At 72.5% G+C, this 25,732-nt stretch carries 23 protein-coding genes and 1 tRNA gene; 16 read left to right on the forward strand and 8 right to left on the reverse strand.

Features of this window, described 5'->3' with window-relative positions:
* Nucleotides 1-61: 61 nt before the first annotated feature.
* Together WME95_RS33760 and WME95_RS33765 are read right to left on the reverse strand one after the other, a co-directional pair.
* Nucleotides 62-2,392, reverse strand: a complete 2,331-nt coding sequence (locus WME95_RS33760) for a transglycosylase SLT domain-containing protein (RefSeq protein ID WP_437903485.1) — start codon at nucleotides 2,390-2,392, stop codon at nucleotides 62-64.
* Nucleotides 2,393-2,513: 121 nt separating this feature from the next.
* The gene (locus WME95_RS33765; RefSeq protein WP_437903486.1) at nucleotides 2,514-3,518 is read right to left on the reverse strand and encodes a hypothetical protein; all 1,005 of its coding nucleotides are present in this window, start codon (nucleotides 3,516-3,518) and stop codon (nucleotides 2,514-2,516) included.
* A 107-nt stretch (nucleotides 3,519-3,625) separates the two neighbouring features.
* Between WME95_RS33765 and WME95_RS33770 the strand changes: the two genes are divergently transcribed.
* Nucleotides 3,626-4,726, forward strand: a complete 1,101-nt coding sequence (locus WME95_RS33770) for a hypothetical protein (protein WP_437903487.1) — start codon at nucleotides 3,626-3,628, stop codon at nucleotides 4,724-4,726.
* Nucleotides 4,727-4,813: 87 nt separating this feature from the next.
* Here the strand turns inward: WME95_RS33770 and WME95_RS33775 are convergent, their stop codons facing one another.
* On the reverse strand, nucleotides 4,814-6,262 hold the full coding sequence (locus WME95_RS33775; RefSeq protein WP_437903488.1) for an MXAN_5187 C-terminal domain-containing protein: 1,449 nt from the start codon (nucleotides 6,260-6,262) through the stop codon (nucleotides 4,814-4,816).
* A gap of 81 nt (nucleotides 6,263-6,343) precedes the next feature.
* On the opposite strand from WME95_RS33775, the gene WME95_RS33780 reads away from it, so the two are divergent.
* From WME95_RS33780 to WME95_RS33795, 4 genes are all read left to right on the forward strand, one after another.
* Nucleotides 6,344-7,438 (forward strand): histone deacetylase family protein, encoded by a 1,095-nt coding sequence (locus tag WME95_RS33780; RefSeq protein ID WP_437903489.1) that lies wholly within the window; start codon nucleotides 6,344-6,346, stop codon nucleotides 7,436-7,438.
* A 248-nt stretch (nucleotides 7,439-7,686) separates the two neighbouring features.
* Nucleotides 7,687-7,762, forward strand: a tRNA-His gene (locus WME95_RS33785).
* A gap of 52 nt (nucleotides 7,763-7,814) precedes the next feature.
* Complete coding sequence (locus tag WME95_RS33790; RefSeq protein WP_437903490.1) at nucleotides 7,815-8,012, forward strand: hypothetical protein; 198 nt, start codon at nucleotides 7,815-7,817, stop codon at nucleotides 8,010-8,012.
* Nucleotides 8,013-8,270: 258 nt separating this feature from the next.
* Nucleotides 8,271-9,653, forward strand: a complete 1,383-nt coding sequence (locus tag WME95_RS33795) for a hypothetical protein (protein WP_437903491.1) — start codon at nucleotides 8,271-8,273, stop codon at nucleotides 9,651-9,653.
* Nucleotides 9,654-9,723: 70 nt separating this feature from the next.
* Here the strand turns inward: WME95_RS33795 and WME95_RS33800 are convergent, their stop codons facing one another.
* Nucleotides 9,724-10,005, reverse strand: coding sequence for a hypothetical protein (locus WME95_RS33800; RefSeq protein ID WP_437903492.1), 282 nt, complete (start codon nucleotides 10,003-10,005; stop codon nucleotides 9,724-9,726).
* 156 nt (nucleotides 10,006-10,161) lie between these two features.
* On the opposite strand from WME95_RS33800, the gene WME95_RS33805 reads away from it, so the two are divergent.
* Both WME95_RS33805 and WME95_RS33810 read left to right on the forward strand, forming a co-directional pair.
* Entirely contained in the window at nucleotides 10,162-10,665 is a 504-nt protein-coding gene (locus WME95_RS33805) for a response regulator (protein WP_437543336.1), read from the forward strand.
* A gap of 155 nt (nucleotides 10,666-10,820) precedes the next feature.
* A complete protein-coding gene (locus WME95_RS33810; RefSeq protein ID WP_437294033.1) occupies nucleotides 10,821-11,255 on the forward strand; it encodes a YqaA family protein in 435 nt (144 codons plus the stop codon).
* Between the two features lie 17 nt (nucleotides 11,256-11,272).
* Here WME95_RS33810 and WME95_RS33815 read toward each other — a convergent pair whose 3' ends face one another.
* Complete coding sequence (locus tag WME95_RS33815; protein WP_437543340.1) at nucleotides 11,273-11,938, reverse strand: hypothetical protein; 666 nt, start codon at nucleotides 11,936-11,938, stop codon at nucleotides 11,273-11,275.
* 165 nt (nucleotides 11,939-12,103) lie between these two features.
* Here WME95_RS33815 and WME95_RS33820 point away from each other — a divergent pair, with 165 nt between their 5' ends.
* The 4 genes from WME95_RS33820 (at nucleotide 12,104) to WME95_RS33835 (ending at nucleotide 15,838) form a co-directional block, all read left to right on the forward strand.
* Nucleotides 12,104-13,015 (forward strand): hypothetical protein, encoded by a 912-nt coding sequence (locus tag WME95_RS33820; protein WP_437903493.1) that lies wholly within the window; start codon nucleotides 12,104-12,106, stop codon nucleotides 13,013-13,015.
* A gap of 19 nt (nucleotides 13,016-13,034) precedes the next feature.
* The gene (locus WME95_RS33825; RefSeq protein ID WP_437903494.1) at nucleotides 13,035-13,919 is read left to right on the forward strand and encodes a protein kinase domain-containing protein; all 885 of its coding nucleotides are present in this window, start codon (nucleotides 13,035-13,037) and stop codon (nucleotides 13,917-13,919) included.
* A 62-nt stretch (nucleotides 13,920-13,981) separates the two neighbouring features.
* Nucleotides 13,982-15,172, forward strand: coding sequence for a cystathionine gamma-synthase (locus tag WME95_RS33830; protein ID WP_437543346.1), 1,191 nt, complete (start codon nucleotides 13,982-13,984; stop codon nucleotides 15,170-15,172).
* A gap of 105 nt (nucleotides 15,173-15,277) precedes the next feature.
* Complete coding sequence (locus WME95_RS33835) at nucleotides 15,278-15,838, forward strand: hypothetical protein (RefSeq protein ID WP_437709453.1); 561 nt, start codon at nucleotides 15,278-15,280, stop codon at nucleotides 15,836-15,838.
* 48 nt (nucleotides 15,839-15,886) lie between these two features.
* On the opposite strand, the gene WME95_RS33840 is transcribed toward WME95_RS33835, so the two are convergent.
* Nucleotides 15,887-16,750, reverse strand: a complete 864-nt coding sequence (locus WME95_RS33840; RefSeq protein ID WP_437903495.1) for a Stp1/IreP family PP2C-type Ser/Thr phosphatase — start codon at nucleotides 16,748-16,750, stop codon at nucleotides 15,887-15,889.
* 614 nt (nucleotides 16,751-17,364) lie between these two features.
* A complete protein-coding gene (frr, locus tag WME95_RS33845) occupies nucleotides 17,365-17,922 on the reverse strand; it encodes a ribosome recycling factor (protein WP_437543352.1) in 558 nt (185 codons plus the stop codon).
* Nucleotides 17,923-18,186: 264 nt separating this feature from the next.
* On the opposite strand from frr, the gene WME95_RS33850 reads away from it, so the two are divergent.
* The 5 genes from WME95_RS33850 to WME95_RS33870 all read left to right on the forward strand — a co-directional run bounded on the left by WME95_RS33850 (nucleotide 18,187) and on the right by WME95_RS33870 (nucleotide 24,044).
* Nucleotides 18,187-19,671: a sigma-54-dependent transcriptional regulator gene (locus WME95_RS33850; protein WP_437903496.1), complete on the forward strand. Its 1,485-nt coding sequence runs from the start codon at nucleotides 18,187-18,189 to the stop codon at nucleotides 19,669-19,671.
* A gap of 45 nt (nucleotides 19,672-19,716) precedes the next feature.
* Nucleotides 19,717-20,190 carry a peroxiredoxin gene (locus WME95_RS33855; protein WP_437903497.1) on the forward strand — a complete coding sequence of 158 codons (474 nt, stop codon included), beginning with the start codon at nucleotides 19,717-19,719 and terminating at the stop codon, nucleotides 20,188-20,190.
* A 9-nt stretch (nucleotides 20,191-20,199) separates the two neighbouring features.
* Entirely contained in the window at nucleotides 20,200-20,859 is a 660-nt protein-coding gene (locus tag WME95_RS33860) for a DNA-3-methyladenine glycosylase (RefSeq protein ID WP_437911054.1), read from the forward strand.
* Between the two features lie 67 nt (nucleotides 20,860-20,926).
* The gene (locus tag WME95_RS33865; protein WP_437903498.1) at nucleotides 20,927-22,120 is read left to right on the forward strand and encodes a hypothetical protein; all 1,194 of its coding nucleotides are present in this window, start codon (nucleotides 20,927-20,929) and stop codon (nucleotides 22,118-22,120) included.
* A 58-nt stretch (nucleotides 22,121-22,178) separates the two neighbouring features.
* On the forward strand, nucleotides 22,179-24,044 hold the full coding sequence (locus tag WME95_RS33870) for a DUF885 domain-containing protein (RefSeq protein ID WP_437903499.1): 1,866 nt from the start codon (nucleotides 22,179-22,181) through the stop codon (nucleotides 24,042-24,044).
* A gap of 43 nt (nucleotides 24,045-24,087) precedes the next feature.
* Here the strand turns inward: WME95_RS33870 and WME95_RS33875 are convergent, their stop codons facing one another.
* Complete coding sequence (locus tag WME95_RS33875; RefSeq protein ID WP_437903500.1) at nucleotides 24,088-25,680, reverse strand: peptide chain release factor 3; 1,593 nt, start codon at nucleotides 25,678-25,680, stop codon at nucleotides 24,088-24,090.
* Nucleotides 25,681-25,732: the final 52 nt, after the last annotated feature.

Raw genomic sequence — 25,732 nt, forward strand, 5'->3', positions numbered from 1 at the left:
AGCGCACAGCGCAATTTCAGCGCAGGAGGAACCCCTGCGCTGCCGTCCCCGGCGACCGCGCTCAGTACGCGTCCGCCGGCGCGCGCGCGTCCGCGGGGAGCGTGAGCGGGAGCATCTCCACGGCCGCGTCCCCGCCGGCCAGCCACTGATACCGCGCCAGGTTCGAGAGGACGCGACCCACATAGGTGCGCGTCTCGTCGTACGGGATGCGCGCCACCCACACATCGGTGTCCCGGTCGATGCCCCCACCGAGCCAGTGCGACACGGCCTTCGGACCGGCGTTGTACGCCGCCGTCGCGAGCGGCAGGCTGCCCTCGAACGTCCGGAGCAGCTTGCCGATGTAGAAGCCGCCGAGGCGCAGGTTGAGCGGCGCGCTCTTGAGCTGCCCGAGGTCGAAGCCGAGCGAGAGCTCGCTCGCAGCCTTCTGGGCTGTCGACGGCATGAGCTGCATCAGCCCGACCGCGCTCGCGGGGCTCACCACGACAGGATCGAACGCGCTCTCCTGGCGCATCAGCGCGTGAACGAGGCCCCTCGGCAGCCCGTGCTGCGCCTCGAGCGCGCGCACCTCGCCGGCGTACGGCTCCGGATACACGCACTCCCACGTCCAGCGATCGGCCTGCGAGGGCGCGCGCTGGAGCGCCGCGGCGGAGACCGCCTGCGTGCCCACGCGGTAGCGGCGCTTCGCGGGCGAGAGCATGCCGTACATCCGGCAGAGCGCCTCGCTCTCCTGCCCCGCATAGGCCGCGGTCGCCTCTCGCTCGTTCTCGGCGAGGTAGCTCTCCGCGTCGCCGTCGAGCCCCATCGACGCGAGCAGCGCCGCGGCCGGCGGCAGCTTCACCTCCACCGCACGGGCGTCCCCGAGAGACGCCGGGATGAGCAGCGGCGGCGTGGGCGCGCCCACCGCCGCGAGGCGCGAGCGCGAGAGCAGCGCGCCCCACGAGAGCGGCTGCTCCCGCATCACCTGCGTCCAGAGCCGCACCGCGCCGTCACGGTCGCCGCCGCGCAGCGCCGCGAGCCCGGCGAGCTCGCGCAGCCGCGCCGCGTCGGCCGGCTTCGCGTCGCGCGCGAGCTGCTCCAGCGGCCGCCGCACGCGCGCGGCGCCGCCCGTCGACAGCGTCGCGAGCGCCCGCTCGTAGACAGCGTCGTCGCGCCGATCGCTCCGCGGATAGGCGTCGATGAACCGGCCGTACTGCGCGACGGCCTCCGCGTAGCGCCCGACCTGCATGAGGAGCCGCGCGGCGAGCAGGCTCGAGAGCTCCCCCCAGCGGGTCTTCCGGAACCTGCGCGCGACGGCGAGGTGCCGCTCGATCGCCTCCGCCTCGCGCCGGAGCCGCGAGAGCGAGCGCGCCGCGAGGTGCAGCTGCTCGGCCTGGCGCGCGGAAGGCGCGGCGGCGACCTTGAGGAACGCCGCGGCCGCGGCCTCGTAGTCGCGCGCCTGGTAGAGCGCCGTGGCCCTGCGGTGGTGGAGCTCCGACGCCGGCACGCCCGACATCTTGTCGAGCTCGGCGATCGCCTCCGCCGCGCTGCCCCCGGCGACCATCGCGTCGACCTTCTGGAGCCGCTCCTCCTGCGAGAGCTGCCCCGGCAAGGCGGCGAGGAGCGCCGCGGCCTCGCGCCCGTCGGGCGACGACGGCGCGCTCTTCACGATCCACCGGAGGTCGGCCTGCGCGAGCGCCGCCGCGGCGGCCTTCTCCCCCGGGCGCTCGGAGGCGTCGCGCACGCCGAGCTGGACGCGCGCCCGCGCCATCCGCGCCGCGGCCTCGTCGCGCGACCTGCGCGCGCGCTGCGCCGCGGCCACGGCCCGATCGGCGAGCGCGCGAGCCTGCTTGAGATCGCCGCCCTTCATGGTGGCGAGCGCGGCGCGCGCGAGGCCGGTCGCGCTGCCCGAGCGCTCGAAGTACGCCGCCGCCTCGAGGAACGGCCCCGCCACGAACGCCGCCTCCGCCCGGTAGCGCGCCACCTCGCGCGAGAGGAGCGGCAGCCCCTGCTCCAGGCCATGCAGCAGCTCCACCGCCTTGCCATGATCCCCGAGCTCGAACGCGACGCGCGCCCGCGCGTACTTCATCGACGGCAGCGCGCGCTGCTCCATGGGCAGGGCGTCGAGCCGCTCCGCCGCCTCGGCCCAGCGCTCGAGCCGCACCGACTCGACCCAGGCGCCGTCCACCATGGGCGGCGCGGGCAGCGCGAGGGCGAGACCCGCGGGCGGCACGAGGGCGAGACCCGCGGGCGGCGCCGCGGACGGCGCGGCGCGCGCGGTGCTCTGCGACGGGGGCGGCCCGGCCGCGTGGTGCTCCGCGCACGCGGCGAGCGAGAGGCCGAGGACCCCCGCGACGGCCAGCCGGCTGCGCGCTCCCGTTGAAGACGGCTTCGGTGGCGACGGAGCCCGTTTCATAGCCGACCCGGCGCGTTGGACGACCCGCCGGCAGCGCGCCATGAGGACGTAGCGCCGCGGAACGACGGCCTCCGCGCGCAGGCCGCTCGAACCGCAGCGCACGCGCTGCCGACCCCTTTAGCTAGCAAGCCTGGGCCCGAGGTCGCAAACAAAGTGTCGGGCCCGACGCGATCCACCGCTTCCCGATCTCCACGTCCTCCTCGAACAGGAAGGCCGCGACCTCGTCGAGCGACCCAGCGCGGTTCGGCGGCGCACCCAGACGGAGCGCGGCGGCCTTGCCGAACGCGGCGACCACCGGGTGCGGCGCGCTCGCGAGCCCCAGGAGCTCGGGTACGAGCTCCACCGCCCCGAACGCGCCCGCGAGGATCGCCGCCAGCGGCCGCGGATCGGCGGGGCAGTCGTAGCTCCACGACAGCGCCGAGCGCAGCGCCGCGATCGTCTCGGGGGCCGCCGCGCGCGCCGCCGCCGTGCGGTAGCCGCCCACCGGCAGCGCGAGCTGCGCGTCGCCACGGCTCGTCGCGCAGATGCCGTCCGCCGCTTGCAGCAGCGCCGCGGCGATCGGCTCGGTCACGCCGTCGCCGAGCACCGCCAGCCCCTCGATGTCGGCGGCGACGGGCCGCGACGCCTCTTGCGCATACCCGTCGAGGTTGGCGAGGAGCCGCTCCAGGTCCACCGCGCCCGCGGCGCGGCCCGCGAGCACCTCGCGCTCGGTGTGCACCGTCACGAGGCTCGATACGATGGCCGGCGTCCCGCCGCGCATCGTGTGCGACACGTCCACGCTCACCTGCTTGACGGCGGGCCACCGCAGCACCCGCGGCTCCGTATCCGGGTCGACGACGATCCCCCAGGGCACGACGGCCATCGTCACCTCGCGCGCGCCGCGCTGGATCGGGGGGCGGTGATCGGCGCGGACCAGCGCGAGCAGGCCGAGCGCGCTCCCCATCGCGATGAGCCCCAGCGAGAGCGCGTGGCTCCCGGCGCTCCAGACGGCCGCGGAGGCGCCCGCGAGCCCCGCGGTCCCGGCCGCGGCGAGCGCGCCGGTCGAGCCGGGCTCCGGGTGGAGCCACACGTAGCGGAAATCCGGCGGAGGCAGCTTGCGCAGCACGGTGACGACCCCGGACGACAAATCTAGGCCGCCGCGCCACCACGCGCCACCGGGTGCGCGGGGGCGCCCGCGCGACCACGCCAATGGCGGCGTTCCACGCGCGCTGCGCGGTGGTAGCTTCGCGGGCGGTGCTGCTCTCCCGCGTCCGCCTCGTCCATCTCGGCCCGTTCGAGGACCTCTCGCTCTCGCTCGAGGACGCCGCCGGCGCGCCGCGCCGGCTCGTGGTCCTCTTCGGCGGCGACGGCGTGGGCAAGACCTCGATCCTGTCGGCGATCGCGTCCACCCGGCCCGGGTACGCGATCGCGCAGCCGAGGCCGCGCGGAGACGACGGCTCGCAGCCGCTCGTCGTCGCCGACTGGATGCTCGGCACGGACGACCCGGCGCGCGCGCACCCGCTGCGGGTCACGAGCCCGAACGCGCGCCTCGACGAGCCCGAGGACGCGGCGATCTTGCGGCGGAGGGAGCAGTCGCTGTTCGAGCGGCGCGCGGCCGAGGGGGGCTTCGTCCTGGTCGCGCTCTCGGGGGCGCGCTGGTTCTCCCGCAGCGCGATAGTGCTGACGACGCCCGAGCGCAGCATCCTCCGCTACGACGTGCGCGCGGCCGCGAGCTTCGACGACGCGACGCGCACCGACCTCACCCGCGAGACGAAGCAGGTGCTCTCGTTCGTCCCGATCGCGGCGGCGATCGCGCGCGACGGCCGGAAGAGCCGGCCGGAGGTGCTCTCCGACGCGCAGACGGACGCCCGGCCGGGCGCCCAGGCAGAGCGGCTCGGCGCGCTCGATCGCGCGCTCAAGGAGGTGCTCGAGGCGCTGCTCGACGGCCACGGCGTGACGTACGCCGGCGTCGATCCGCTCCGGCTCGAGCCGATCTTCGAGCGCGCGGACGGCCAGCGCATCGACTTCGACGATCTCGGGCGGAGCGCGCGGCACACCGTCGCGTTCGGCGCGCTCGCGCTCCGCGCGCTCGCGTCCGCGCACCCGAGCGGCGATCCTCGCCTCGCCGAGGGCGTCGTGCTGATCGACGACATCGAGGCGCAGCAGCCGGTGCACCGCCAGCGATCGCTCGCCGCGCGCCTGCGCGCCGCGCTGCCCAACGTGCAGTGGATCGTCACGACCTCATCGCCGGCGATCGCGCTCGGCTGCGAGCTCTCCGACGTGATCGCGCTCCGCCGCGAGCCCTCGTCGGGGCGCGTCGAGCTGCACGAGGGCCCGGACGCCGTGCTGCACTGAAACACGCGGCGCGGCGCGCGCGGCGTGCCGCCGAGCGGCGGGCGGCGCGGCGCCTCCCCTCGCTCCCGGGCTCCTGCGCCGCGCGCGTCAGGCGAGCGGCACGGCGAGGAGCACGACCTCCTTGCCGCGGACCTCGATCTTGTAGCGCATGGGCTTTCCGTGCTTCCGCCCGAGCTCCTGCTCGCTCGCCTTGAGGCGGGCGACGAACGCGTCGCGGGTGATGTGGTCCACCGGATCCCCGAGCGACTTCTTCGCGGCGATGTACTCGGCGAAGATGCGCGCGTAGTAGGCGTCCTCCGGCTCCTCGAGGAGCGCCTTCGCGTCGGCCGGGATCTCGCCCGCGGACAGCGCGGCCATCCGCTCGTCGACCTCGAGGGCGTCCCGGAAGGACGCCGACGTCGGCGCGCGCGATGGGCGCCCCTCGGCGTCGGTCTCGTCCTCCTGCACCCCGAGCAGCTGGTTCAGGAGCGAGTTCAGGCGGAACACGAGCCCGCCGAGCTCGGCGTGCTCGATCTGGAACCGGAGGTCGGTCCGGCCGTTCATGATCGCGAGCAGGCCGTCCTCGATCTCGGAGACCGGCTGCGAGATGTACGCGTCCAGGAAGTACGCGGCGATCACGACGAGCACGAGCCCGAGCGCGGTGACGCCGAGGAGCGGCCAGAGCAGCGCGCTCGCGAGCCCCGGCGTCCGGAGCTGCGCGATGCTGAGCAGCACCGCCCGCCGCCCGTCGCCGTAGCCGTCGAGCGCGTGCCCGACGGCGCTGTACTCGCCGGACAGCCCGCCGATGTCGACCGTCTGGCCGGAGCGCAGCGCCTTCAGGGCGCCGTCCTTCGCCGGCGACGCCGTGAGCGCCGCGACCAGCTGCGGGGAAGCGTCGCGCGATTTCGCCACCACGTCGAGGCCGTCGCCCGACTGCATCGCGACGACGAGCACGCGCCCGCTCGTGCGCTCGCTCGCGTTGGTCAGCCGCTCGTCGTTCAGCGCGGTGCCCACCGCGACGGCGCCGATGATCTGCCCGGCGTCGCTGCGGATGGGCGCGTAGGACGCGAGCAGCTGCTCGTTGCGCGCCCGGCTGACCCACACGTCCGAGCCGGTCACCCCCTGCTCGATGGCGAGCTTCAGCGACGGGTAGACGGCGCCGAGGTCGTCTCCGCGCATGAGCGCGGAGGCGTTCCGCCCGAGCACCACGCCCTTGGTGTCCACCAGGACCACGAGGGAGGGCGGGGTCCTGGCCAGCTCGGGCGAGGCGACGACCGCCTCCCGGATGGCGTTGGCGGCGCTGGTGGCCGCCTCGGCGCGGGCCGGGGCGGTGCCGGCGTTGAACGGCTCGCGCAGCTTCGGGTCGCTCGCGTGGGAGTCGAGCCACCGCTCCAGCACGAGGCCGTCCACCTGGAGCTGCGCCATGGCGGCCGCGAGCGCGCGCGGCGCCTCGCCGGGGCGCCCCATCTCCGCGAGGGAGGCGCGCGTGAGGGCGTAAAAAAGCCCTCCGACCATGAGGACAATCACGGCGAAGACTGCGATGATCTTTCCGCGCATCCTGCGTCTCCACTCCTTCTTTCCGGGGCTCAGGGCAAGCTACCATCCGCTGCGGCGCTGCTACAACTCTCCACCCAGCTCATGGTGCACTTGAATCAGCCGCACTCCGAAGCCCCGCGCCTCTACGTCGTCGACGACGCGCTGTTCGAGCAACATCGCTCGCGAGGCGCGCACCCTGAGCGCCCCGAGCGCCTTGAAGCCGCCCGCCGCGCCATCGAGCGCTGCGCCGCGGCCGGCCTCTCGCTGGAGCACGTGGCGTCGCGCGACGCCACCGAGGAAGAGCTCGCCCGGGTGCACGCCCCGCGGTACCTGGAGTCGCTCGGCCGGCTCAGCGGCCACTATGCGGCGCTCGACCCCGACACGTACGTGGTCCCGCGCTCGGTCGAGGCGGCGAGGCGCGGCGCGGGCGCCGCGGTGGCGCTTGTCGACGCGGTGCTCGCCGGCCCCGGCCGGCTCGGGGTCGCGCTGCTCCGTCCGCCCGGCCACCACGCCACGCGCGACGCCGGCATGGGCTTCTGTCTCCTGAACAACGTCGCCGTGGCGGCGCGGGCGGCGCTGAGCAGCGGGCTCTCGCGGGTCGCGGTTGTCGACTTCGACGTGCACCACGGCAACGGCACGCAGGACATCTTCTGGGACGATCCGCGGGTGCTGTTCTGCTCGCTGCACCAGTGGCCATTCTATCCCGGCACCGGCGCCGCCAGCGAGCTCGGCGGAGGCGACGGCGCGGGTTACACCGTGAACGTGCCGCTGTCCGACGGCGCGACGGACGCGGTCTACGAGGCTGCGTTCGACGAGCTCCTCCTTCCGGTGCTCGACGAGTATGCGCCCGAGCTGATCCTGGTCTCGGCGGGGTTCGACGCGCACGAGCGCGATCCGATGGCGGCGATGAAGCTGTCGCGCGCGGCGTACGCGGCGATGGGCCGCCGGCTCGCGGCGATGGCGACCGCGAAGGCGGGGGGGCGGCTCGCCATCTTCCTGGAGGGCGGCTACGACCTGACCGCGCTCGAGAGCTCGCTCACGGCCGCGCTGCTCGCGGCATCCGGCTGCGAGGCAGCAGACGACCCGGCTGGAGCCTCGGTGCCGCCGCCCGCGCAGCGCGCGCCGATCTCGACCCGCCACCGCGCGGACCTGGACCGGGCGCGCCGGGCCGCGCTGCGCCGGTGGACGACGCTCTGAGCGAGGCGACCGGCGGCGCGCGCCGGGAAACCGGGGCCGAGGCGTGAACGGGCCCGCCGGGTCCTCTGCCTGGAGGAGGCCGGCGCCTCCTTAGAGGGGGGATCAGGGCGGGAAGCGCGGGAAGCGCGGGAAGCCGGGGCGGGGATGCGGGGCTCGAAACGCGACACGCGGTGCGTTTCCCTGATTGCACTCTGCGCGGAGCTGAGTATTCTGCCAGGCCTTCGCAGCCCAACGGGCCGCGAAGAACGGTGGGTATAGCTCAGTTGGTAGAGCACTGGATTGTGGCTCCAGTTGTCGCGGGTTCGAATCCCGTTACTCACCCCAGGTAGAACAGCCCGAAATCGTTGGCGAAAGCGGCGACCCGAGGGCTCGACAGGTGGACGAAGCCGGGGGGCTTGGGTCCGCTGGCGAGGGCTGCCGGCTACCTTGCCCGGCGCACAGCGAGCTCGATTTCGATGGCGTCGAAGGGCTCGACCCGGACGCGGGCGGCGTCGCGGTGGACGACCGCGGGCCCCCGGCGGCGATCCGCGCCGAGCACGTACACCTCCAGCGTCCGCTGGATGGCGTCGGCTAGCCCATGGGCGAAGCCTGCCCGGGGGCGCGCGGCGAGGCAAGGCGGTGAGGAGCAGGGACGAGCGCGCCCGCACGCCAAGCCATGGACGAGCTCGCACTGCGTCGCGAATCGCTCGCTTCGATAAGCGCCCTTCGCACCTCGGAGCTATCGATTCATGGATATCCATCCATCGCAGTGAGCCGTTACCCATTCTCCCGGAGACAGCAAGTCTCATTTTTGTAACCGACTCGCCACAAACCCCGCGTAGCGTCCGCGCGCATGAAGACCACTCTCCCCGGGAGACGCGCGTCGACGGCGCGCCTCATCTCCGCTGCTTTCATCGCGATCAGCGCACCTCAGCTCGCGGCGTGCGCCGTGGATTCGAGCGACGCCGCGGATCCTACCGAGTTGCCGTCCCCCGGCGCCGTCGATGTCGTCCGCCCGCTCACGCTCTCGGAGCGCGCTCGTGTGCCCGAGAAGGAGCCGGGGTTCGTCTCCGCGGCGCTCGGGGACCACGAGCTCGTCATCACCCATGACGGCAGCATGACGCCCTTCGCCGCGGGCGACGTGCTCGGCGGCACGCAGGGAGGCGGCTACCTCGCCCGCGTCGTGAGCGTACGCGCGATCGACGCGACGCGGGTGGCGCTCGCGACGACGCCCGCTCCTCTGACGGAGTTCATCACCGAGGGCCATTTCCACGTCCACTACGACGCGCGCGAGTACGCGCGCGCCATCGACGATCACGCCGCGCGCATCCGCGAGCTCGGCGTCGAGGACGGCGAGCAGATCGCGAGCGCGGCGGAGGCCCTGAAGATCTCGTCCGGCGCCTCCATGAAGCTCCTCGATCTCTCCTCGGCCTCGCTCCCGGCGTCGTGCGGGGTCACCGCGCACGGGACGGCGGCGCTCGACGTCACGGCCGAGCTCTCGCCGGCGCTCGATCTCGAGGTCCACATCGGCCCGAGGGGCAAGCTCAACCCGGTGCCGGAGCTGAAGCAGCTCCGCCTCGTCGCGTCGGGCCAGCTCGACGTGAGCGCCAGGCTCCAGGGCACCGGCACGGTCACGGGGAGCTGCTCGGTCGATCTCCTGGAGCTCGCCGGGGGCGTCCCGAGCCTGCCGCTGCCGACGCTGACCTTCTGGGTGGGCCCCGTCCCCGTCGTCGTCACGACGGACGTCGTGCCGAGGGCGAAGGCGGATCTGGGGCTGTCCTTCACGGCCGCCGAGGTGGAGGCCGTGGCGCAGGCGACCGCCGAGATCGAGGCCGGGGTCGACTACAGGAACGGCACGTGGAGCACGATCTGGGAGCCCTCCGGCTCGGCCTCGGGCTCGGCCTTCATCGGCGCGCCCGGCCCGATCACGGCGTCCGGCAAGGTGAGCGCCGGCGCGGAGCTCCGGGCGCGCCTGTACGGCATCGTCGGCCCGAACGTCGGAGTCCAGGCGTACGCGCGCGTCACGGCGGAGGCCGCGCCGCCCTACTGCTCGTACGACGCGCGGGTCGACGGCGGCGTGCGGGCTTACGCCGAGGCGGTGGCAGGCGTGTCGGTCGGCCCGCTGGATCTGACGCTCAAGCGCCTCGAGCTCGTCGATCTCGAGCTCCTGCGCTTCGACGGACCGCGCGCCTCGGGCCCGCTCCGCGACGCGCCCGAGTGCGACGCGGAGCCCTGATCGCGCCGCCCCTCATCGCGCCCGGGAGGCGAGGCGCCCCCGCCTCCCCGCGCGCGGGCTTGGACGCTGCTCAAGGGTCCGCGCACGCGACGTAATCACAGGACGCCTCGTTCACGCACTCCTCGGTTCGCTCCACGAGGTCATTCCCCTCGAGGCCGAGGCACGCGGTCTCGCAGCTGGTCTTGCTCGGCGGCGGAGCGTCGTTCTCCTCCGCGCAGAGGATGCGGTGCTTGCAGAGCTCACTGCATGCGTTCAGGATCTCTTCGTCTTTGCACCCCGCGGCCCCCGCGGCGAAGAGGCCGACAATGGCGGCGATGACGAGCGGGATCGATCGGAGTTCTGCGTTCTTCATGGGCAGCTCACCTCGGTTGTGGAACGGAGACTCTCCCCGGCGAGCGACCCAGCATAGACGAATCCCTGGCCGCCGCCCACCGCGCTGGCTCGACGCGCCGGGCGTGGTACATTGCGTCATCGCGCGTCCTGACGCGCCCTCCACGATCGACGACGAATGCCCTCCAAGGAATCCGACACCCTGCTCGAAGCCGATCCAGCCGAGCGACCGGATCACGAGAAGCCCGAGTCCACGCGGCTCCCTCTCGTGCTCCTGGTCGACGGGGACAGGAGCATCTGGCAGCCGCTCGGCGCCCTCCTCTCGAAGCGATATCGCCTCGTCGTATGCTCCTCGGCCGTGGACGGGGTCGCCGCCTTCACCGAGGACACGTGCGCGGTGATCGTCGATGTGCGGATGTCAGGGCTGGAGGGATTCTGGGTCTGCGACCAGATCCGCAAGGTGCAGCCGGAAGTGCCCGTGATCTTCTATTCGGCTCATCACGACGAGAAGGACTCGTTCGAGGTCATCAACGCGCACCGGCCCTTCGCCTATGTCGACAAGCACGGCGCGGAGCAAAAGCTCCTCGACGCCCTCGAGAAGGCGACGCGGATATTTCAAAGCACCCTCCGCAGCAGGCGGATCATCGAGCGGCTGCAGCGCCGCCGGCTGGAGGCGGTCTGACGCCTCCGCAGGGCGAGCCGCGCCCGCGCGGCGATCGGCGAGATCTGTGGCGCACGCTCGTCCAGCTGGCGCTCAGCCTGTCCGCGCTCTTCGCGGGGATCGCGCTCGCGGCGCACCTCGCCCGCGAGCAGCTCGACGCGCTCGGCCGCGGGTTCGTGGACCGCTTCGGCCTCGCCGGGATGTTCGTCGGCACCTTCCTCGCCGACGCGTTCTCGTTCCCGATCCCGCCGCAGTTCTACATGCTGACCGCGATCACCTCGGGTGGCTCGCAGGTCGCGCCCCTGATCGCCATCTCGACCGCCTCGCTCGTCGGCGGCTGCACGGGTTACCGCCTCGCCGGCCGCCTCGCGCGGATCCGCCTCTTCGCGGCGCGCATCGAGCGGACGCGACCCAGGATAGACCGGCTCTTCGAGCGTTACGGATACTGGGCGATCGCGATCGGGAGCATCTCGCCGATCCCCTTCTCGATGCTCTGCTACCTGTCCGGGCTGTACCGGATCCCGCTGCGCTACTTCTTGACCATGGTGCTGTTCCGGGTGCCCCGGCTCCTCCTCTTCTACGCGCTCATCCGGGCGGGATGGAGCCAGTGAAGCCGGCGGCGTGAGCGCTACCTGGGGCTGTCCGTCTCCTCGGGCGACGGGTTCACCCTGACGCGCTCGAGGATCTGGTCGACCATACCGAGATCGATCCCGGAACGCTGCTCCACGACGTTCCTGGAGAACAGCCGAGTCGCCTCCTTCGCGAGCTCCTCGTCCGGGAGGAACGGCCGCGCGGGCGACCGCGGCGCCGGCAGGCCGATCTCCTTCTCGAGCTCGGAGATCGCCCGGATCATCTCCTGGTAGCAGGCGGAGGCGATCTGCACGGCGAACGGGAACACCTGGACGTTGCCCCGGCCGGCGCGCACGGCGTGCAGCGTCGCGGCGGCCTGCTCGGCGAACTGGCGACTCCCGTACGCGTTGGCCATCTGCGCGTACATCGCGATGGACTCCTGGTCCGCCGCGAGGTCCTCCTCCTTCGTCCGCGGCGCTCCGGACGGGGGCACCGACGACCACCGCACGATCATCCGCGCGTAGTCGTCGAGCGCGCGCCGCTGGAGCGCCAGTCGCTCCAAGAGCGCTTCTCGCCGCTGTCTCTGGAGCTCCGCCTTCTCCTCGTGCTCGGCCCGCCGCTCCGCGCTGAGATCCGCCGATCTCCGCGCCAGGTAAGCGCCGATGAAGAGGGCGACGCCGTTGCTGACGGCGATGAAGAGCATCTCCAAGATCTTGGGATCCATGCCGGTGCCCACGACTTCTATCACGTTCGCGCTGAACGCAGTGAGTTGCCGCAGATTGCGGAGAAAAGTTGGCCGCCGCCCTCCTCCCGTGCAGGTGCGCCGTCATCCCACAGGCGGCCGTGGCCGCGCTCGGAGCCGCGCGGGCAGGCGTGATAGGATGTCCGCATGACCGGTTCACTCGACGCCGGGGCCGGTCCGCACCTGGATGGTCTCGCGGGCCCGCTGCGCGAGGCGCTGGAGAGGAGCCTCGCCGACCGGCTCGCGCGCTGCCCCGGGGCGGAGCTCAACCTGGACAACGCGTTCTGGGGCGCCCCCGAGCCGCGCGACCTCGGCGAGGCGCTCACCCGGTTCGGGCCGACGTGCGTCAACGTCGTTGTGCGCATCTTCGAGCGTCTCCGCGGCATCGACCCGACGCTCGGCCTGTGGACGCAGATCAGGTATCTGCGCAACGTCTGGTGCGGCGGGAGCGCCGGATTCAAAGTGGTCTACGTGGAGCCGGCGGCCATGCGCGAGCGCCTCGACCGCCACTTCGCGGGAGCGGGCGGCCGCCGCGTGGCGCGCGACACGATCCTCGGGGGGATCGAGCACCAGCGGGGCGCGCTGCTCGGCTCGCTCCCGGCGAGCATGGCGGAGCTCTTCCGGGGCGGCGAGCCGCTCGACGCGGACAGCTGGCGCGAGGTGCACCGGCCGGATCAGGAGGCGGTCCACCTCTGCGTCGGCAAGCATGAACCGCGGCCGCCTGAGCTCGACGACATTCACCTCGACTGGAGATCGCCGGTGGTGGGCGTCGACGAGGAGCGCCGCCGCTGCCGGTACGGGCTCCTCATCGGCGTTGTCCACTGGGTGCAGGCGCGATTCGGGGTCGGCAAGCCGGTGTTTCCGTTCCAGAGCATCGATGACAGGGTCGCCGCCCTGGCCGGGCGCCGCGAGGCACCGGCGCGCTGGGCCGAGTTTGCGGCGCGCTGGCGCGACGCGCGGTGGCCGCTCGCCCTGCGCGGCGGCGCCGGCGCAGAGGAGGCGCAGGCGTGGCTTCGCGCGTGCGACGAGCTCGTCGCTGCGCAGCGCGCGGACGCGTGAGAGGCCACAGGCGGCCGGCATGCCCTACCCCGCTCCCGACGGCACCCAGCTGATCGAGCACCTCGGCGCCGGCGCCACGTTCGACGTCGCGCTGGTGCGGCTCGGAGGCCCGCCGCCCGGCCCCACGCTTGTGTGCAAGCGCCTCGTCCCCGGCGTCCTCCACGAGCACGCGGGGCGGGCCGCCATGGTCCGCGAGGCAAAGGTCCTCTCCCTCGTTCGCCACCCCGCCCTGCCCGCGCTCGCGCGCGTCGGCGCCGATCGCCACGGCCCATTCCTCCTCGAGAGCCGGCGCGAGGGCACCTCCCTCCGCGACGTGCTCGACGGATGGCGCGGCCGCGGCCGGCCGCCGCCCGCGTCGCTCATCACCCACGTCGTCAGGACCGCGATCGAGACGCTCGCCGAGCTCCAGGAGATCGAGGACGCCGGAGGCCCGGTCCGCTTCGTTCACGGCGATCTCGGCCCTGATCACGTGCTGCTGGGTCCGCTCGGCGACATCGGCCTCGTCGACCTCGGCGCCGCGCGGTTCCGCGGCATGGATCCGGACCTCGAGACCGCCGACCGGGGCACGGTTCCCTTCGTCGCCCCCGAGATCGCCCGCGGCGAATCCCCGCCGACCCAGCGCGGCGACGTCTACTCCATGGCGGCGACCCTCGTCTCCTTCGCCACCGGCGCGAGCCTCACGCGCGCGCGCGAGCAGGCCGCGGCGCTCGTCGAGATCAGCGAATCTGGCCTCTGCCTCGACCCGCTCTCCGTCGCGGACGCGCTCTCGCCGGGGCAGCGCCGAGCGCTCGCTCGCGCGCTCGATCGCGATCCGGAGCGCCGCGTCGGGACGGCGCGGGCGCTGCTCGACGCGTTCGACGCGGCCGCTCCGCGGGCCGAGGACGGCGCCGAGTCAGCGCGCTGACTCGGCCCTCCTGCGCGCCAAAACCGTGGACGCACGCGGCCCATGAGATAAGTCTCGCCCGCATGAAGCCCCACCTAGGTCACGACAAGCTCGGCCTCGACACGCTCGCGATCCACGCCGGACAGCCGCCGGATCCGACGAGCGGCGCGGTCATGACGCCGATCGTCCTCTCGAGCACCTTCGCTCAGGAGCGGCCGGGCCACCACAAGGGGTTCGAGTACTCCCGCAGCGGCAACCCCACCCGCAAGGCGCTCGAGGAGTGCATCGCCGCGCTCGAGGGGGGGCGCCATGGCTTCGCCTTCGGCAGCGGATCCGCGGCGACCGCCACCCTGCTCCACACGCTCCGTCCCGGAGATCACGTGCTCTCGGGCGATGACGTCTACGGCGGCACCTTCCGGCTCTTCGACAAGGTCATGCGGCCGATGGGCCTCGCCTCGACCTCGGTCGACATGAGCGACCTCGACGTCGTCCGCAAGGCCCTCACCCCGGCCACGCGGATGATCTGGATCGAGACCCCGACGAACCCGATGCTCAAGATCTTCGACATCGCAGGGCTCGCCGAGATCGCGCGCGCGCACGGGGCGCTGCTCGTCGTCGACAACACCTTCGCCACGCCGGTGCTCCAGCGGCCGCTCGACCTCGGCGCTCACGTCGTGGCGCACTCGAGCACGAAGTACCTGAACGGGCACTCGGACGTCGTCAGCGGCGCGCTCGTCACGTCCGAGGACGCGCTCGCCGAGCGGGTCGGGTTCCTGCAGAACGCGATCGGCGCCGTCCCGAGCCCGTTCGATTGCTACCTCGTGCTCCGCGGGATCAAGACGCTCGGCGTGCGCGTGCGCCAGCAGTGCGCGTCGGCCGCGCTCATCGCCGGGAGGCTCGCCGGGCACCCCGCCGTCCAGGCGGTGCACTACCCCGGCCTCCCCACGCACGCCGGCCACGCGCTCGCCGCGCGGCAGATGCGCGCGCCCGGGGCGATGATCTCGTTCGTGGTGCGCGGCGGCCTCCCCGTCGCCTCCAGGTTCCTCGAGCGGCTCGCGATCTTCGCCTGCGCCGAGAGCCTCGGCGGCGTCGAGTCGCTCGCCGAGCACCCCGCCCTCATGACCCACGCCTCGGTGCCCGCCGCGGCGCGGGAGGCGCTCGGCATCGCCGACGGCCTCCTCCGGCTCTCGGTGGGCCTGGAGGCCACCGAGGACCTCTGGAACGACGTCGCGCAGGCGCTGGACGACGCGCACGCGCGCGCGACGGGCACGTAACCGCGCGGGCGCGCGCGCGGCGCTGCCGCCGTTTGATCGCGGACCCCCGAGTACGATAGAAGCGAGGAGCGGCCTCGGGGCCGCCACCTACCACCGGAGCTTTCCATGCGTCTCGCTCGCCTCAGCTTCGTGCCCGTGCTCGGCCTCCTCCCCCTCCTCGGCCTCGGCTGCAGCGGCGCGGAGCCGCCGACCCCGCGCGGCGCATACAAGATGAACTTCGCCGACCCGGGCATCGACTGCTCCCAACAGGGGCATATTGCGACCCTTGGCGAGGTGACCGATGTCCAGAAGGTCCAGCTGGTCACCGACGGCGAGGACGGCGCCTCGGTCGACTGCTCCGTGTCCGGCTCGGGCACCTTCTCCGTCTCGGCGGTGGCCAGGAACCCCGCCGATTTGTCGAAGATCCAGGTCAAGATCGACGCCATCTCCCCCGCGGCGACCCAGGACGCGCCGGCCACCGGCGACATCAGCTTCTCCTCCGCGAAGACGGCAGAGCAGACCTTCTACTCCGATAAGGCGACCCCGTGTAAGTTCTGGTTCGAGGGCAAGCAGGGGGTCGACGCGGGCAAGATCTGGGTCGGCTTCGAGTGCCCGGCGATGCTGAACGAAGGCGAGATATGCCAGATCAGGCTGGGCGTCCTGGCCTTCGACAGCTGCGGAGGCTGAGCCGCGCTGGCAGCTGACAGGCGGGCGCGCGGGGGGGCGCCCCGCGCGTCAGCTCTTCTCGGAGCGCGAGGCCGACACCGCCGGGACCGTCGACCGATCGCCGATGCTGACCTGCTGCGAGTCGGCGGGCGGGCCGATCGTCGCGCTGTGCGGGAGCTCGGCCTCGTCCTGCTCGTCGATCCGGATCACGAGCGCCGTGATGTTGTCCTCTCCGCCGTTCTCGTTCGCCTTGGCGATGAGGCGGCGGCACATCTCCGGGACCTCCTCGGTCGAGCTCACGATGTGGAGGATCTGGTCGTCCGAGAGCATCCCGCTCAGGCCGTCGGAGCAGAGCAGGTAGACATCGCCGGGCTGCGGCTCATCGCTGAGCAGATCCACGGAGACGCTGTCGTGCATCCCGAGCGCGCGGGTGATGACGTTGCGCGGAAGCTCGGCCCGCTGCTCCTCGGTGAGCTCGGGCATCGCCATGATGTAGTCGTTGAACAGCGAGTGATCGCGCGTCAGCTGGCTGATCGAGCCCTTGCGGACGCGGTACGCGCGGCTGTCGCCGACGTGGCCGACGTAGATCCGGTTCTTCTTCTTCGAGAAGAGCGCCCCCACGACCGTCGTGCCCATCCCGGCGCAGTCGCGCGACCGGATGCTGCGCTCGAAGATCTGGCGGTTCGCGACCCGGATGCCCGCCTGGAGCCGGTTCTCCTCCTCCGACAGGCTGGTGTCGAAGTGGAATGGCCAGGTGGCGTCCTCCCGCGACGTGGACCGGAAGAAGTCCGCGATCGACTCGGTCGCCAGCTTGCTGGCTACGTCCCCCGCGCGGTGGCCCCCCATGCCGTCCGCGACGATGAACAGGTCGTACTCCGACAGGACGGCGTAGCTGTCCTCGTTGTGGTCGCGTTGGAGACCAACGTCCGTCATTCCTGAAGCGATCGCTCGCATAACCTCGGGAATCCTTGAGACGGCTCCGGGCCTTCGGCTTCGAACACCAACCATTTCACGCTAGCGAAAACCTGTCAAGCAGGGCCTCTCGCCCCCTAATGGGCGTCTTCCGAGTCTTCGCGCGTCTTCTCACGTCTTGTCACGCCTTCGCACGCCTTCGCACGCCTTCGCACGCCCAACCGCGCACGCCCAACCGCCGACCTTCCCGATCCTACCGACTCCGACCGGGGGGACCGCAAGCCTCTTTTTCACTTCTTCGCTTCACGGGACGGTTCATTGTGAGCTGGGCTGGTCCCGGGCACGCCTCGCCCCGTGGCGATCGGACGCAAGCGCCGGAGCGGGCGGCAGCCGCGGGTCGCGCGCGGACAGGAGGACAACAAGGCTGCGAAGCGTCGCCAGGCCGGGCCGGGCTCGGCGCGCGCGGCGTCACGACACGCTGGGGCGCTGCGCGGCAGGCGATGTCGCGCATCACACGCCGCCGCGCCGCCCTCCTCGAAGGGGCCGGCCCCATCGCGGGCCGCGGAGAGGGGCGGCCGCACGGCGCTCCGGTCTGCCAAGCTCGGTCGCCGACGCCCGCCCGGCCGACGGCCCGCTCACACGTCCAGGATGTCCTTTTCCTTGCCGGCGATCACCGTGTCGACCTGCTTCGTCCCCTCGGCCACCACGTCGTCGACCTTCTTCTTGGCCCGGTCGGCCTCGTCGCCGCTGACGTCGCCGTCCTTCTCGAGCGAGTCGATCATCTCGTTCGCGTCCCGGCGGTGCTTCCGGATGGCGACTTTGGCGTCCTCTCCGTTCTTCTTCGTCAGCTTCACCATCTCCCTGCGCCGCTCCTCCGTCAGCGGCGGGATCGGGAGTCGGATGAGATCCGCGTCCACCTGGGGATTCAGGCCGAGATCGCTCTCCCGGATCGCCTTCTCGATCGCTTTCACCTGGTTCTTCTCCCAGGGCTTGACGCTGATGAGCCGCGGCTCCGGCACGGACACCGTGGCCATCTGCACGATCGGCGTCGGCACGCCGTAGTAGTCGACGCGGATGCCGTCGAGCATGGCCGCGTTCGCGCGCCCGGTGCGCACCTTCGCCAGGTCTCGCCGGAGAGCTTCGATGGCCTTCTCGATCCCTTCGCGCAGCTCCTTGATGACGTCCTCGAGCATGATCCGGCTTCCTCCGTGTGGGGCTCGCCCAGCCCGCCCTCTTCGCGGGCGGGGGCGGAGCTTACCGCGTATTTCCGGGCCGGCGGAGAAATCGATCCGCCCGACCTCGCCGGCGTCGCGGTCGGAAGAGCGCTCGCCTCCGCCTGGGCGCATCCGGACGCGCACGCGCCCGAGCGCCGCCGCGCCGTCCCCCCCGCCCAGCGCGCCACCTCCACTGTCGCGATCGTGCCGAGCTGTAGTAACTCTGGGAGGCAGGGCGACCCGATGCGCGATCTGGACTGGAACAGCTTCGACGTCCTCGTCGTCGACGACGAGCAGGACAACCTCGACGCGTTCCGGTTCGCCTTCAGGAAGTCGTTCAAGATCCATTATGCGCTGGGCGGCGCCGAGGCCCTCTCGCTCCTCGATCGCCTCGATCCCGCGGTGATCGTGGCGGACCAGCGAATGCCGGGGATGAGCGGTATCGAGTTCCTCAAGCAGGCGAAGGAGCGGCGGCCCGACGCGGCGGGCGTGCTGCTCACCGCCTACGCGGACATGACGGTGCTCATCGACGCGGTCAACTCGGGCGCGGTCGACCGGTACGTCCAGAAGCCCTGGAACTCGAAGGAGCTCGCCGTCATCCTCCGGCAGGCGATCGCCGGGGTCGCCACCCTCCGGGAGAACCGGCGGCTGCGCGAGCAGCTCGCGCAGTACGCGGGCTACCTCGAGCGCGAGCAGCGGGACCCGATCGATTTCGGCGAGATCGCCGGCGAGAGCGAGGCCATGCGCGAGGTCGCCGCCCGGATCGGCGAGGTGGCGAAGGCGGCGACGCACGTGCTGATCGAGGGCGAGGAAGGGGCGGAGAAGGAGGTCGTCGCCCGGGCGATCCACGTGGGCTCCCCGCGGGAAGAGCAGCCGTTCGTCAAGGTGACCTGCGCCGCGTTCCGGGGCGACACGCTCGAGCGCGAGCTGTTCGGCTGGCGGCGAGGCGCCTTCGACGGCGCGTTCGCCGAGCGCGCAGGCCGGCTCGAGCTCGCCCACCGGGGGACGATCTACCTCGACGAGCCGGCGCCGCTCACGCCCTCGCTCCAGGCGAGGCTGCTCCGCGTGCTCACCGACGGCGAGGTCGAGCGGCTCGGGTCGACGGAGACCACGCGCGTCGACGTGCGCGTCGTGCTGTCGCTCACGCCCGGCATCGACGAGGCCTGGGAGCGCGCGGGCGTGCTGCCCGAGCTCGTCTCCCGGCTCTCGGTGTTCCCGCTCAGGCTGCCCCCGCTCCGGGAGCGGCGCGAGGACATCCGCGCGCTCGCCGAGCACTTCCTGCGCAAGGTCGCCCGGCGCAACGCGCGCGCGGCCACCGCGCTGTCGGAGGAGGCGATCGCGAAGCTCGCGGCGTACACGTGGCCAGGGAACACGCGGGAGCTGGAGAACGTGGTCGAGCGCGCCGCCATCCTGTCGCGCGGCGACGTGATCTTGCCCGAGCACCTCGCGTTCACGGCGCGCGCGCAGCCGGCCGAACCGCCCGCGCGCGCGCCCAGGGCCGCCGCGCCGGCGGAGCCGGAGGCGGACCCGGCCGGAAGAGAGCCCGCCGCGCCGGCGTGCGCGCGCCCGAGGCTCGACCTGAGCTCCCAGCTCGACGACATCGAGCGGCGGGAGCTCCTCGCCGCCCTGGACCGCTGCGGAGGGAACAAGGCGGAGGTCGCGCGGCAGTTCGGCATGCAGCGCACGACCCTCTATTACAGGCTGAAGCGGCTCGGAATCGAAGGTTGAAGCCACGGTCGACGCCGGGGGCGACTTGCGGCAGATTGCGTCGGCATGCTGAAGGTCGGCGAGCGCGCGCCGGAGATCGACACGCTGGCCATCGACGGCCAGCGCTTCGTGCTGTCGGCGCAGGGTGGGCTCTGCACGGTCGTGTACTTCTTCCCGAAGGCCTTCACGCCCCACTGCACCGTCGAGGCCCAGCTCTTCCGCGACAACCACGCCGAGATCGCGCTCGCGGGCGCCAGCATCGTCGGCGTGAGCACCGACGACCACAGGACGCAGTGCCGGTTCGCCGAGGCGCAGAAGGTCCCTTACCCCATGATCGCCGACCGCGATCGCAGCGTGTGCCGCGCCTACGGCGTCCTCTGGCCGCTCATCGGCCTCGCCCGGCGGATCACCTACGTCGTCACGCCCGCCCTGGAGATCGCGGCGGTCTTCCACCACGAGTTCCAGGCCAGGAAGCACCGCGACGACGTGCTCTCGTTCATCGACAAGCGCTTCCGGGCGGCGCGCCCCCGCGCGGAGTGAGTGAGCGCGGTGCCCGCCGTGCGTCCCGCAACCGAGCCCCGCGCGCCCAGCGAAGGCGCCGCGCTCCTCGAAGGAGCGGCGCCGCTGCCGCGTGACTTCTACGCTCGCCCCGCGCTCGTCGTCGCGCGGGCGTGCATCGGCAAGGTGCTCGTCCACACGACGCCCGAGGGCACCGCCGCCGGACGCATCGTCGAGACCGAGGCGTACCGCGGCCCGGAAGACCTCGCCGCGCACAGCGCGGGCGGGCGAAGGACCGTGCGGACGGAGGTCATGTTTGGGCCGGCGGGCTATGCCTATGTGTTCCAGCTCTACGGCATGCACTGGGCGTTCAACCTCGTCGTGGCCTCGGAGGGTGAGCCGCACGCCGTCCTCATCCGCGCCATCGAGCCGATGATCGGCCTACCGCTCATGAGCCGCCGGCGCGGCGTCGCGCCTGGGCGGATCGAGCTCACCAACGGGCCGGGGAAGCTGTGCAAGGCGCTGGGGCTCGACCGCTCCGCGTACGGGATGGATGTCTGCGGAGCGCAGCTCTCGCTGCTGCCCGGCGCTGCTGGGCCCATCGGCAGGTCGCCTCGCATCAACGTCGACTATGCAGGTGCGTGGGCGAAGAAGCCGTGGCGATTCTACGAACGCGGCAATCGCTATGTCTCCGTTCGGCCTCGCCATTGAGCGAGCGTGAGGGCGCGAGCGCTCGAAGCGCTCGCGCCCGGGCCCAGGATCGCGCGACAATGGGCTCATGGGATTCTGGCCTTTCGGGGGGCGTGAACCTGCCAACGTCGAGAGCGCGTCGCAGGTTGTCACGGCGGGCACGCATCGGGAGACCCTGCGGGGAAAGTTAACGCTCTATTTCAAGGAGCCGCAGACGCGGAGCGCCGCGGACAGGGCCGCGGAGCGGTGCGCGCAGATCGCCGGAGACCTGCTGCGCGAGACCGCAGAGCACGAGGCGCTCCTCGGCAAAGAGGCCGAGCTCGCCGCGGCCATCGCGGCCCGCGCGCCGCGCGGCCTCCCGGGGCTCCGCGCGATCGAGCTCGCGTCGCTGCACGTCGTGACCGAGCGCACCACGCAGTCGCGGCGCGGCGGACCGGCGCCTCCCGTCCAGGATCCCACGCGGATCGCGGGCGCGCGCACGCCATCGAACAAGCCCTCGCCGGGCGGCGCGAGCCGGGCCACCGGCGCGCCGCCGGCCAGCAGCCGCGCCTTGGCGCTGGCTCCCGGCGCGCCGCCGACCGTCGGTCGCAGCACGCCGTCGAGCATCCCGCCGCCCATCAGCGTGCGCTCGCCGCCGAGCTCCGGCGCGCCACGCGCTCGCGCCGCCGGAGCGGGCGCCGCGCGGGCGTCGAGCCCGGGGCTCATCGGCTCGCCCCCCACCGTGATCGCGGCCGCGCTCGCGCCGCTCCTGCGCGACACGTCCACGCGGCTGCTCCTCGGATGCTTGCGGGCGCACGATCTGATCATCGTGCGCCGCGTCGCGATCGATCCTGGCGCCGCCGATCAGCTGGCCGCGCTGCTGCCCGTCTCCGACGCGCCGCCGGGTGAGTTCGAGGCGAGCCGGGCCGCCGAGCTCTCCCGCTGGCACACGGTGCTCGGCTCGCCCGTGATCAGCCAGCTGCGCACGGAGTCGTGCGCGATCAGCGCGCAGAAGGCCCGGGTCGCGCTGGGCGCCGCGAACATCGCGGCGGGCGTCGCGGGGGAGCTGATCGACGCGCTCTGCCGCACCGCCTTCCCGGGCCTCGCGCTGTCGAGCGCCCACATCGATCGCTACGCGGAGCAGGATCTGAACGAGCTGGCGGCCGAGAGCGTGGCGCGCATCCTCCGGCACCCGAACTCGAAGCCGCTCCGCCTCGCGCTCGGCCCGCTGCTCGACGCGGTGCACGGCGACGTGGACGGCATCTCCCGCCTCGCGAAGGCCTCGCTCGGCAGCGCGCACTGAGGCCGATGCCACCGCTGGGCGCGTTCCCTTCTCGGCGAGCTGGCGCTAGGAGGCGCAGGTGCGACACCATGATCTCTCCCATGAGCTCTCTTTCTCCCGCAGATCGCTCTCCCGCAGATCGCTCCGCGGCCATCTTTCCCTGCTCGTGGCGCTGCTCTGCGCGTGCGGGCCGGCCGAGCGCGCCGCGCCGCCCCCGCAACCCCTCGCGAAGGCGGCCGTGGTGAGCCCGGCCGACGCTCGATACGACGCGGAGGCCGGCGCCGAGCAGGCGCTCGCGGCCTTGTCGGCGCGCGTGCTCGAGGAGTACCTGCGCGACGAGCCGGTCCGCGCCACCGAGGCGGGGGACCACCGGTACGACGCCGTGTGGCCGGACGTCACCGAGCAGGGCGAGGCCGCGCGCCGGCGCACGATCGAGGCGGCGCTGGCCGAGCTCGGGGCGCTGCCCGCGGCGCGCCTCGGCGTCCAGAGCCGCGTCGACGCGGCGATGATCGAGAACCAGCTGCGCTCCTGGCTGTTCGCGATCGACGAGCTCCGCGAGGCGACGTGGAACCCGATGGTGTACACGGGCCTCGTCGGCGACGGGCTCGATCCCCTGATCACGAGGAGCTTCGCGCCGCTCGAGGAGCGCCTGCGGAGCCTCGGGGGTCGCCTCTCGGGCATCCCCGCGCTCGTGCGCGCCGCGGAGCAGCGCCTCACGGCGGCGCCGCCGCGCATCCACACCGAGACGGCGATCGCGCAGAACAAGGGGCTCATCGCGCTCTGCAAGTCCGAGCTCCCGGCGCTGTTCGCGTCGGCCCCGGCGCAGCAGGCCGAGCTCGACGCGGCCGCGAGGGCGGCGGCGGCGGCGCTCGAGGGCTTCCAGGCGTTCCTCGAGAAGGACCTGCTCCCGAGGAGCAACGGCGACTTCCGGCTGGGCCGCGCGCGCTTCGAGAAGAAGCTCCGGTTCACGCTGGACGACGCGACCATCGACGTCGACGGCGTGGTCGCGAGCGCCCGCGCCCTGCTCGCGGCGACGCACGCCGAGATGCTCGAGACCTCGAGGGAGCTCTGGCCGGCGCTCTTCGGGAAGCAGCCCTTCCCGAGGGTCGAGGCGCAGGACGAGAAGATGGCCGCGATCAGGAAGGTGCTCGACGCGCTCGCGGCCGATCACCCGACGAATGCGACCATCGTGAAGGCGTCCGAAAAGCTCCTCGCGGAGGCGACCGACTTCGTCCGCGCGCGCGACCTCGTGCGCATCCCGGAGGAGCCCTGCCGGGTGATCGAGATGCCCGAGTACCGCCGCGGCGTCGCGATCGCCTACTGCGACGCGTCCGGCCCGCTCGAGGCGAAGCAGGAGACGTTCTTCGCGATCGCGCCGACGCCGAAGGACTGGCCGAAGGCGCGCGTGGACTCGTTCTACCGCGAGTACAACTCGAGCATGCTCGCCGACCTGACCGTCCACGAGGCGATGCCGGGCCACTTCCTGCAGCTCATGCACAACAACAAGTTCCCCTCGAAGCTCCGCGCGGTCTTCTCGAGCGGCCCGTTCGTCGAGGGGTGGGCGGTCTACACCGAGTGGCTGATGGCGCACCACGGCTTCGGCGGCCCGAAGGTGCGGATGCAGCGCCAGAAGATGGTGCTGCGCATGTCGGTGAACGCGCTCCTCGACCACGGTGTGCACGCGGGCGCGATGGGCGAGGAGGAGGCGCTCTCGCTCATGACGAAGGACGCCTTCCAGGAGGAAGGCGAGGCCGTCGGCAAGTGGCGGCGCGCCCGGCTCACGAGCGCGCAGCTCACCACGTACTTCCACGGCTTCACCGAGATGATGCGCCTGCGCGCCGAGCACGAGCGCAAGCCGGGCTTCACCGAGCGCGCCTACCACGACCGCCTGCTCAGCCACGGCTCGCCGTCCGTGCGGCACCTCCCCGCGCTGCTTTCGGAATAGCGACGACGCCACGCGCGGCGGGAGGGCCGCGCGCGGCGGGAGGTCACACCGGAGAGATCGAGCCGCCGAGCTCGACGAAGCGGGTCTTGGGGAAGGCCTTCTGACAGGCATCGAGCTGCCAGTCGCCCTTGAAGAGCACGACCGCATTCCCGTGCACGTCGAGGGCGCCGTAGCCGTAGAGGTTCGACTCGAGCTCGGCGAGGGGCACCGGCTCGCCCTCGACCCAGCGGGCCAGGCTGAACGAGAGCCGCTCGATCCGGGCGTCGACGCCGTACTCGGCCGCGAGGCGGTGCTTCACGACGTCGAACTGGAGCTCGCCCACGACGCCCAGGATCGCCTCGCCCTCCCGCCCCTCGGGCGGCCGGAAGAGCTGGACCGAGCCCTCCTGCGCGAGCTGCTCGAGGCCCTTCTTGAGCTGCTTGCGCTTCATGGGATCGATCATGACGACGCGGGCGAACTGCTCCGGCGGGAACTGCGGCAGCGCGGCGTACTTCACGGGCGAGCCGCTGCAGAGCGAGTCGCCGATGAGGAAGAGCCCCGGGTCGAAGACGCCGATGATGTCGCCCGCGAAGCCGTCCTCCACGAGCGTGCGCTCCTGGGCCATGAACTGCACCGGGTTGGTGAGCCGGATGTCGCGGCCGAGGCGCACGTGGTGCACCTTCATCCCGCGCTCGTAGCGGCCCGAGCAGACGCGGAGGAACGCGATCCTGTCGCGGTGGGCCCGGTCCATGTTCGCCTGGATCTTGAAGACGAACGCGGTGAAGCGGTCGTCGTCCGGGGCGATGGGGCCCTTGTCGCTGCCGCGCGGCGCGGGCGGGGGCATGAGCTCGATGAACGCGTCCAGGAACTGCGGAAGGCCGAAGTTGGTGATGGCGCTGCCGAAGAACATGGGCGTGACCTCGCCGCGGGCGAGCTTGTCGCGATCGAGCGCGTCGCCGGCGGCGTCGATGAGCTCGATGTCCTCGCGCAGCTGGCGGGCGCCCTCCTCGTCGAGCGCCTCGACGAGCTCGGGCGCGTCGAGCGACACGACCTCCATCGGGGCGATCTCGGCGCCGTGCGCGACGAGCTCGAAGAGGAAGACCTGCTTGCGCTCGCGGTGATAGACGCCGCGGAACTTGCCGCCCGCCGAGATGGGCCAGGTGACCGGGTAGACGCCGATGCCGAGGACCTCCTCGACCTCGCCGATCAGCTCGAACGGGTCGCGCCCGGGGCGGTCGAGCTTGTTGACGAAGGTGAAGATGGGCATCTGCCGGAGCTTGCAGACACGGAAGAGCTTCTTCGTCTGCGTCTCGACGCCCTTCGCACAGTCGAGGATCATGATGGCGGCGTCGGTCGCCATCAGCGCGCGGTAGGTGTCCTCGCTGAAGTCCGCGTGGCCCGGGGTGTCGACCAGGCTCAGGAGCCGGCCCTTGTACGGGAACTGGAGAACGCTGGTGGAGATGGAGATGCCGCGCTCGCGCTCCATCTCCATCCAGTCGCTGACGGCGTGGGCGCGCGCCTTCTTGGCCTTCACGGCGCCGGCGAGCTGGATGGCGCCTCCGTAAAGCAGGAGCTTCTCGGTTAGGGTGGTCTTGCCAGCGTCGGGGTGGGAGATGATCGCGAACGTCTTTCGACGGGCGATCTCGCGGGTGAGCATCGGGTCGGGCACAGCGGCGCGGCAGGATAGAGTCCGTGGGGGCTGCGTCAAC

The organism is Sorangium sp. So ce327 (assembly GCF_051530205.1).
Taxonomy (GTDB): Bacteria; Myxococcota_A; Polyangia; order Polyangiales; family Polyangiaceae; genus Sorangium; species Sorangium cellulosum_B.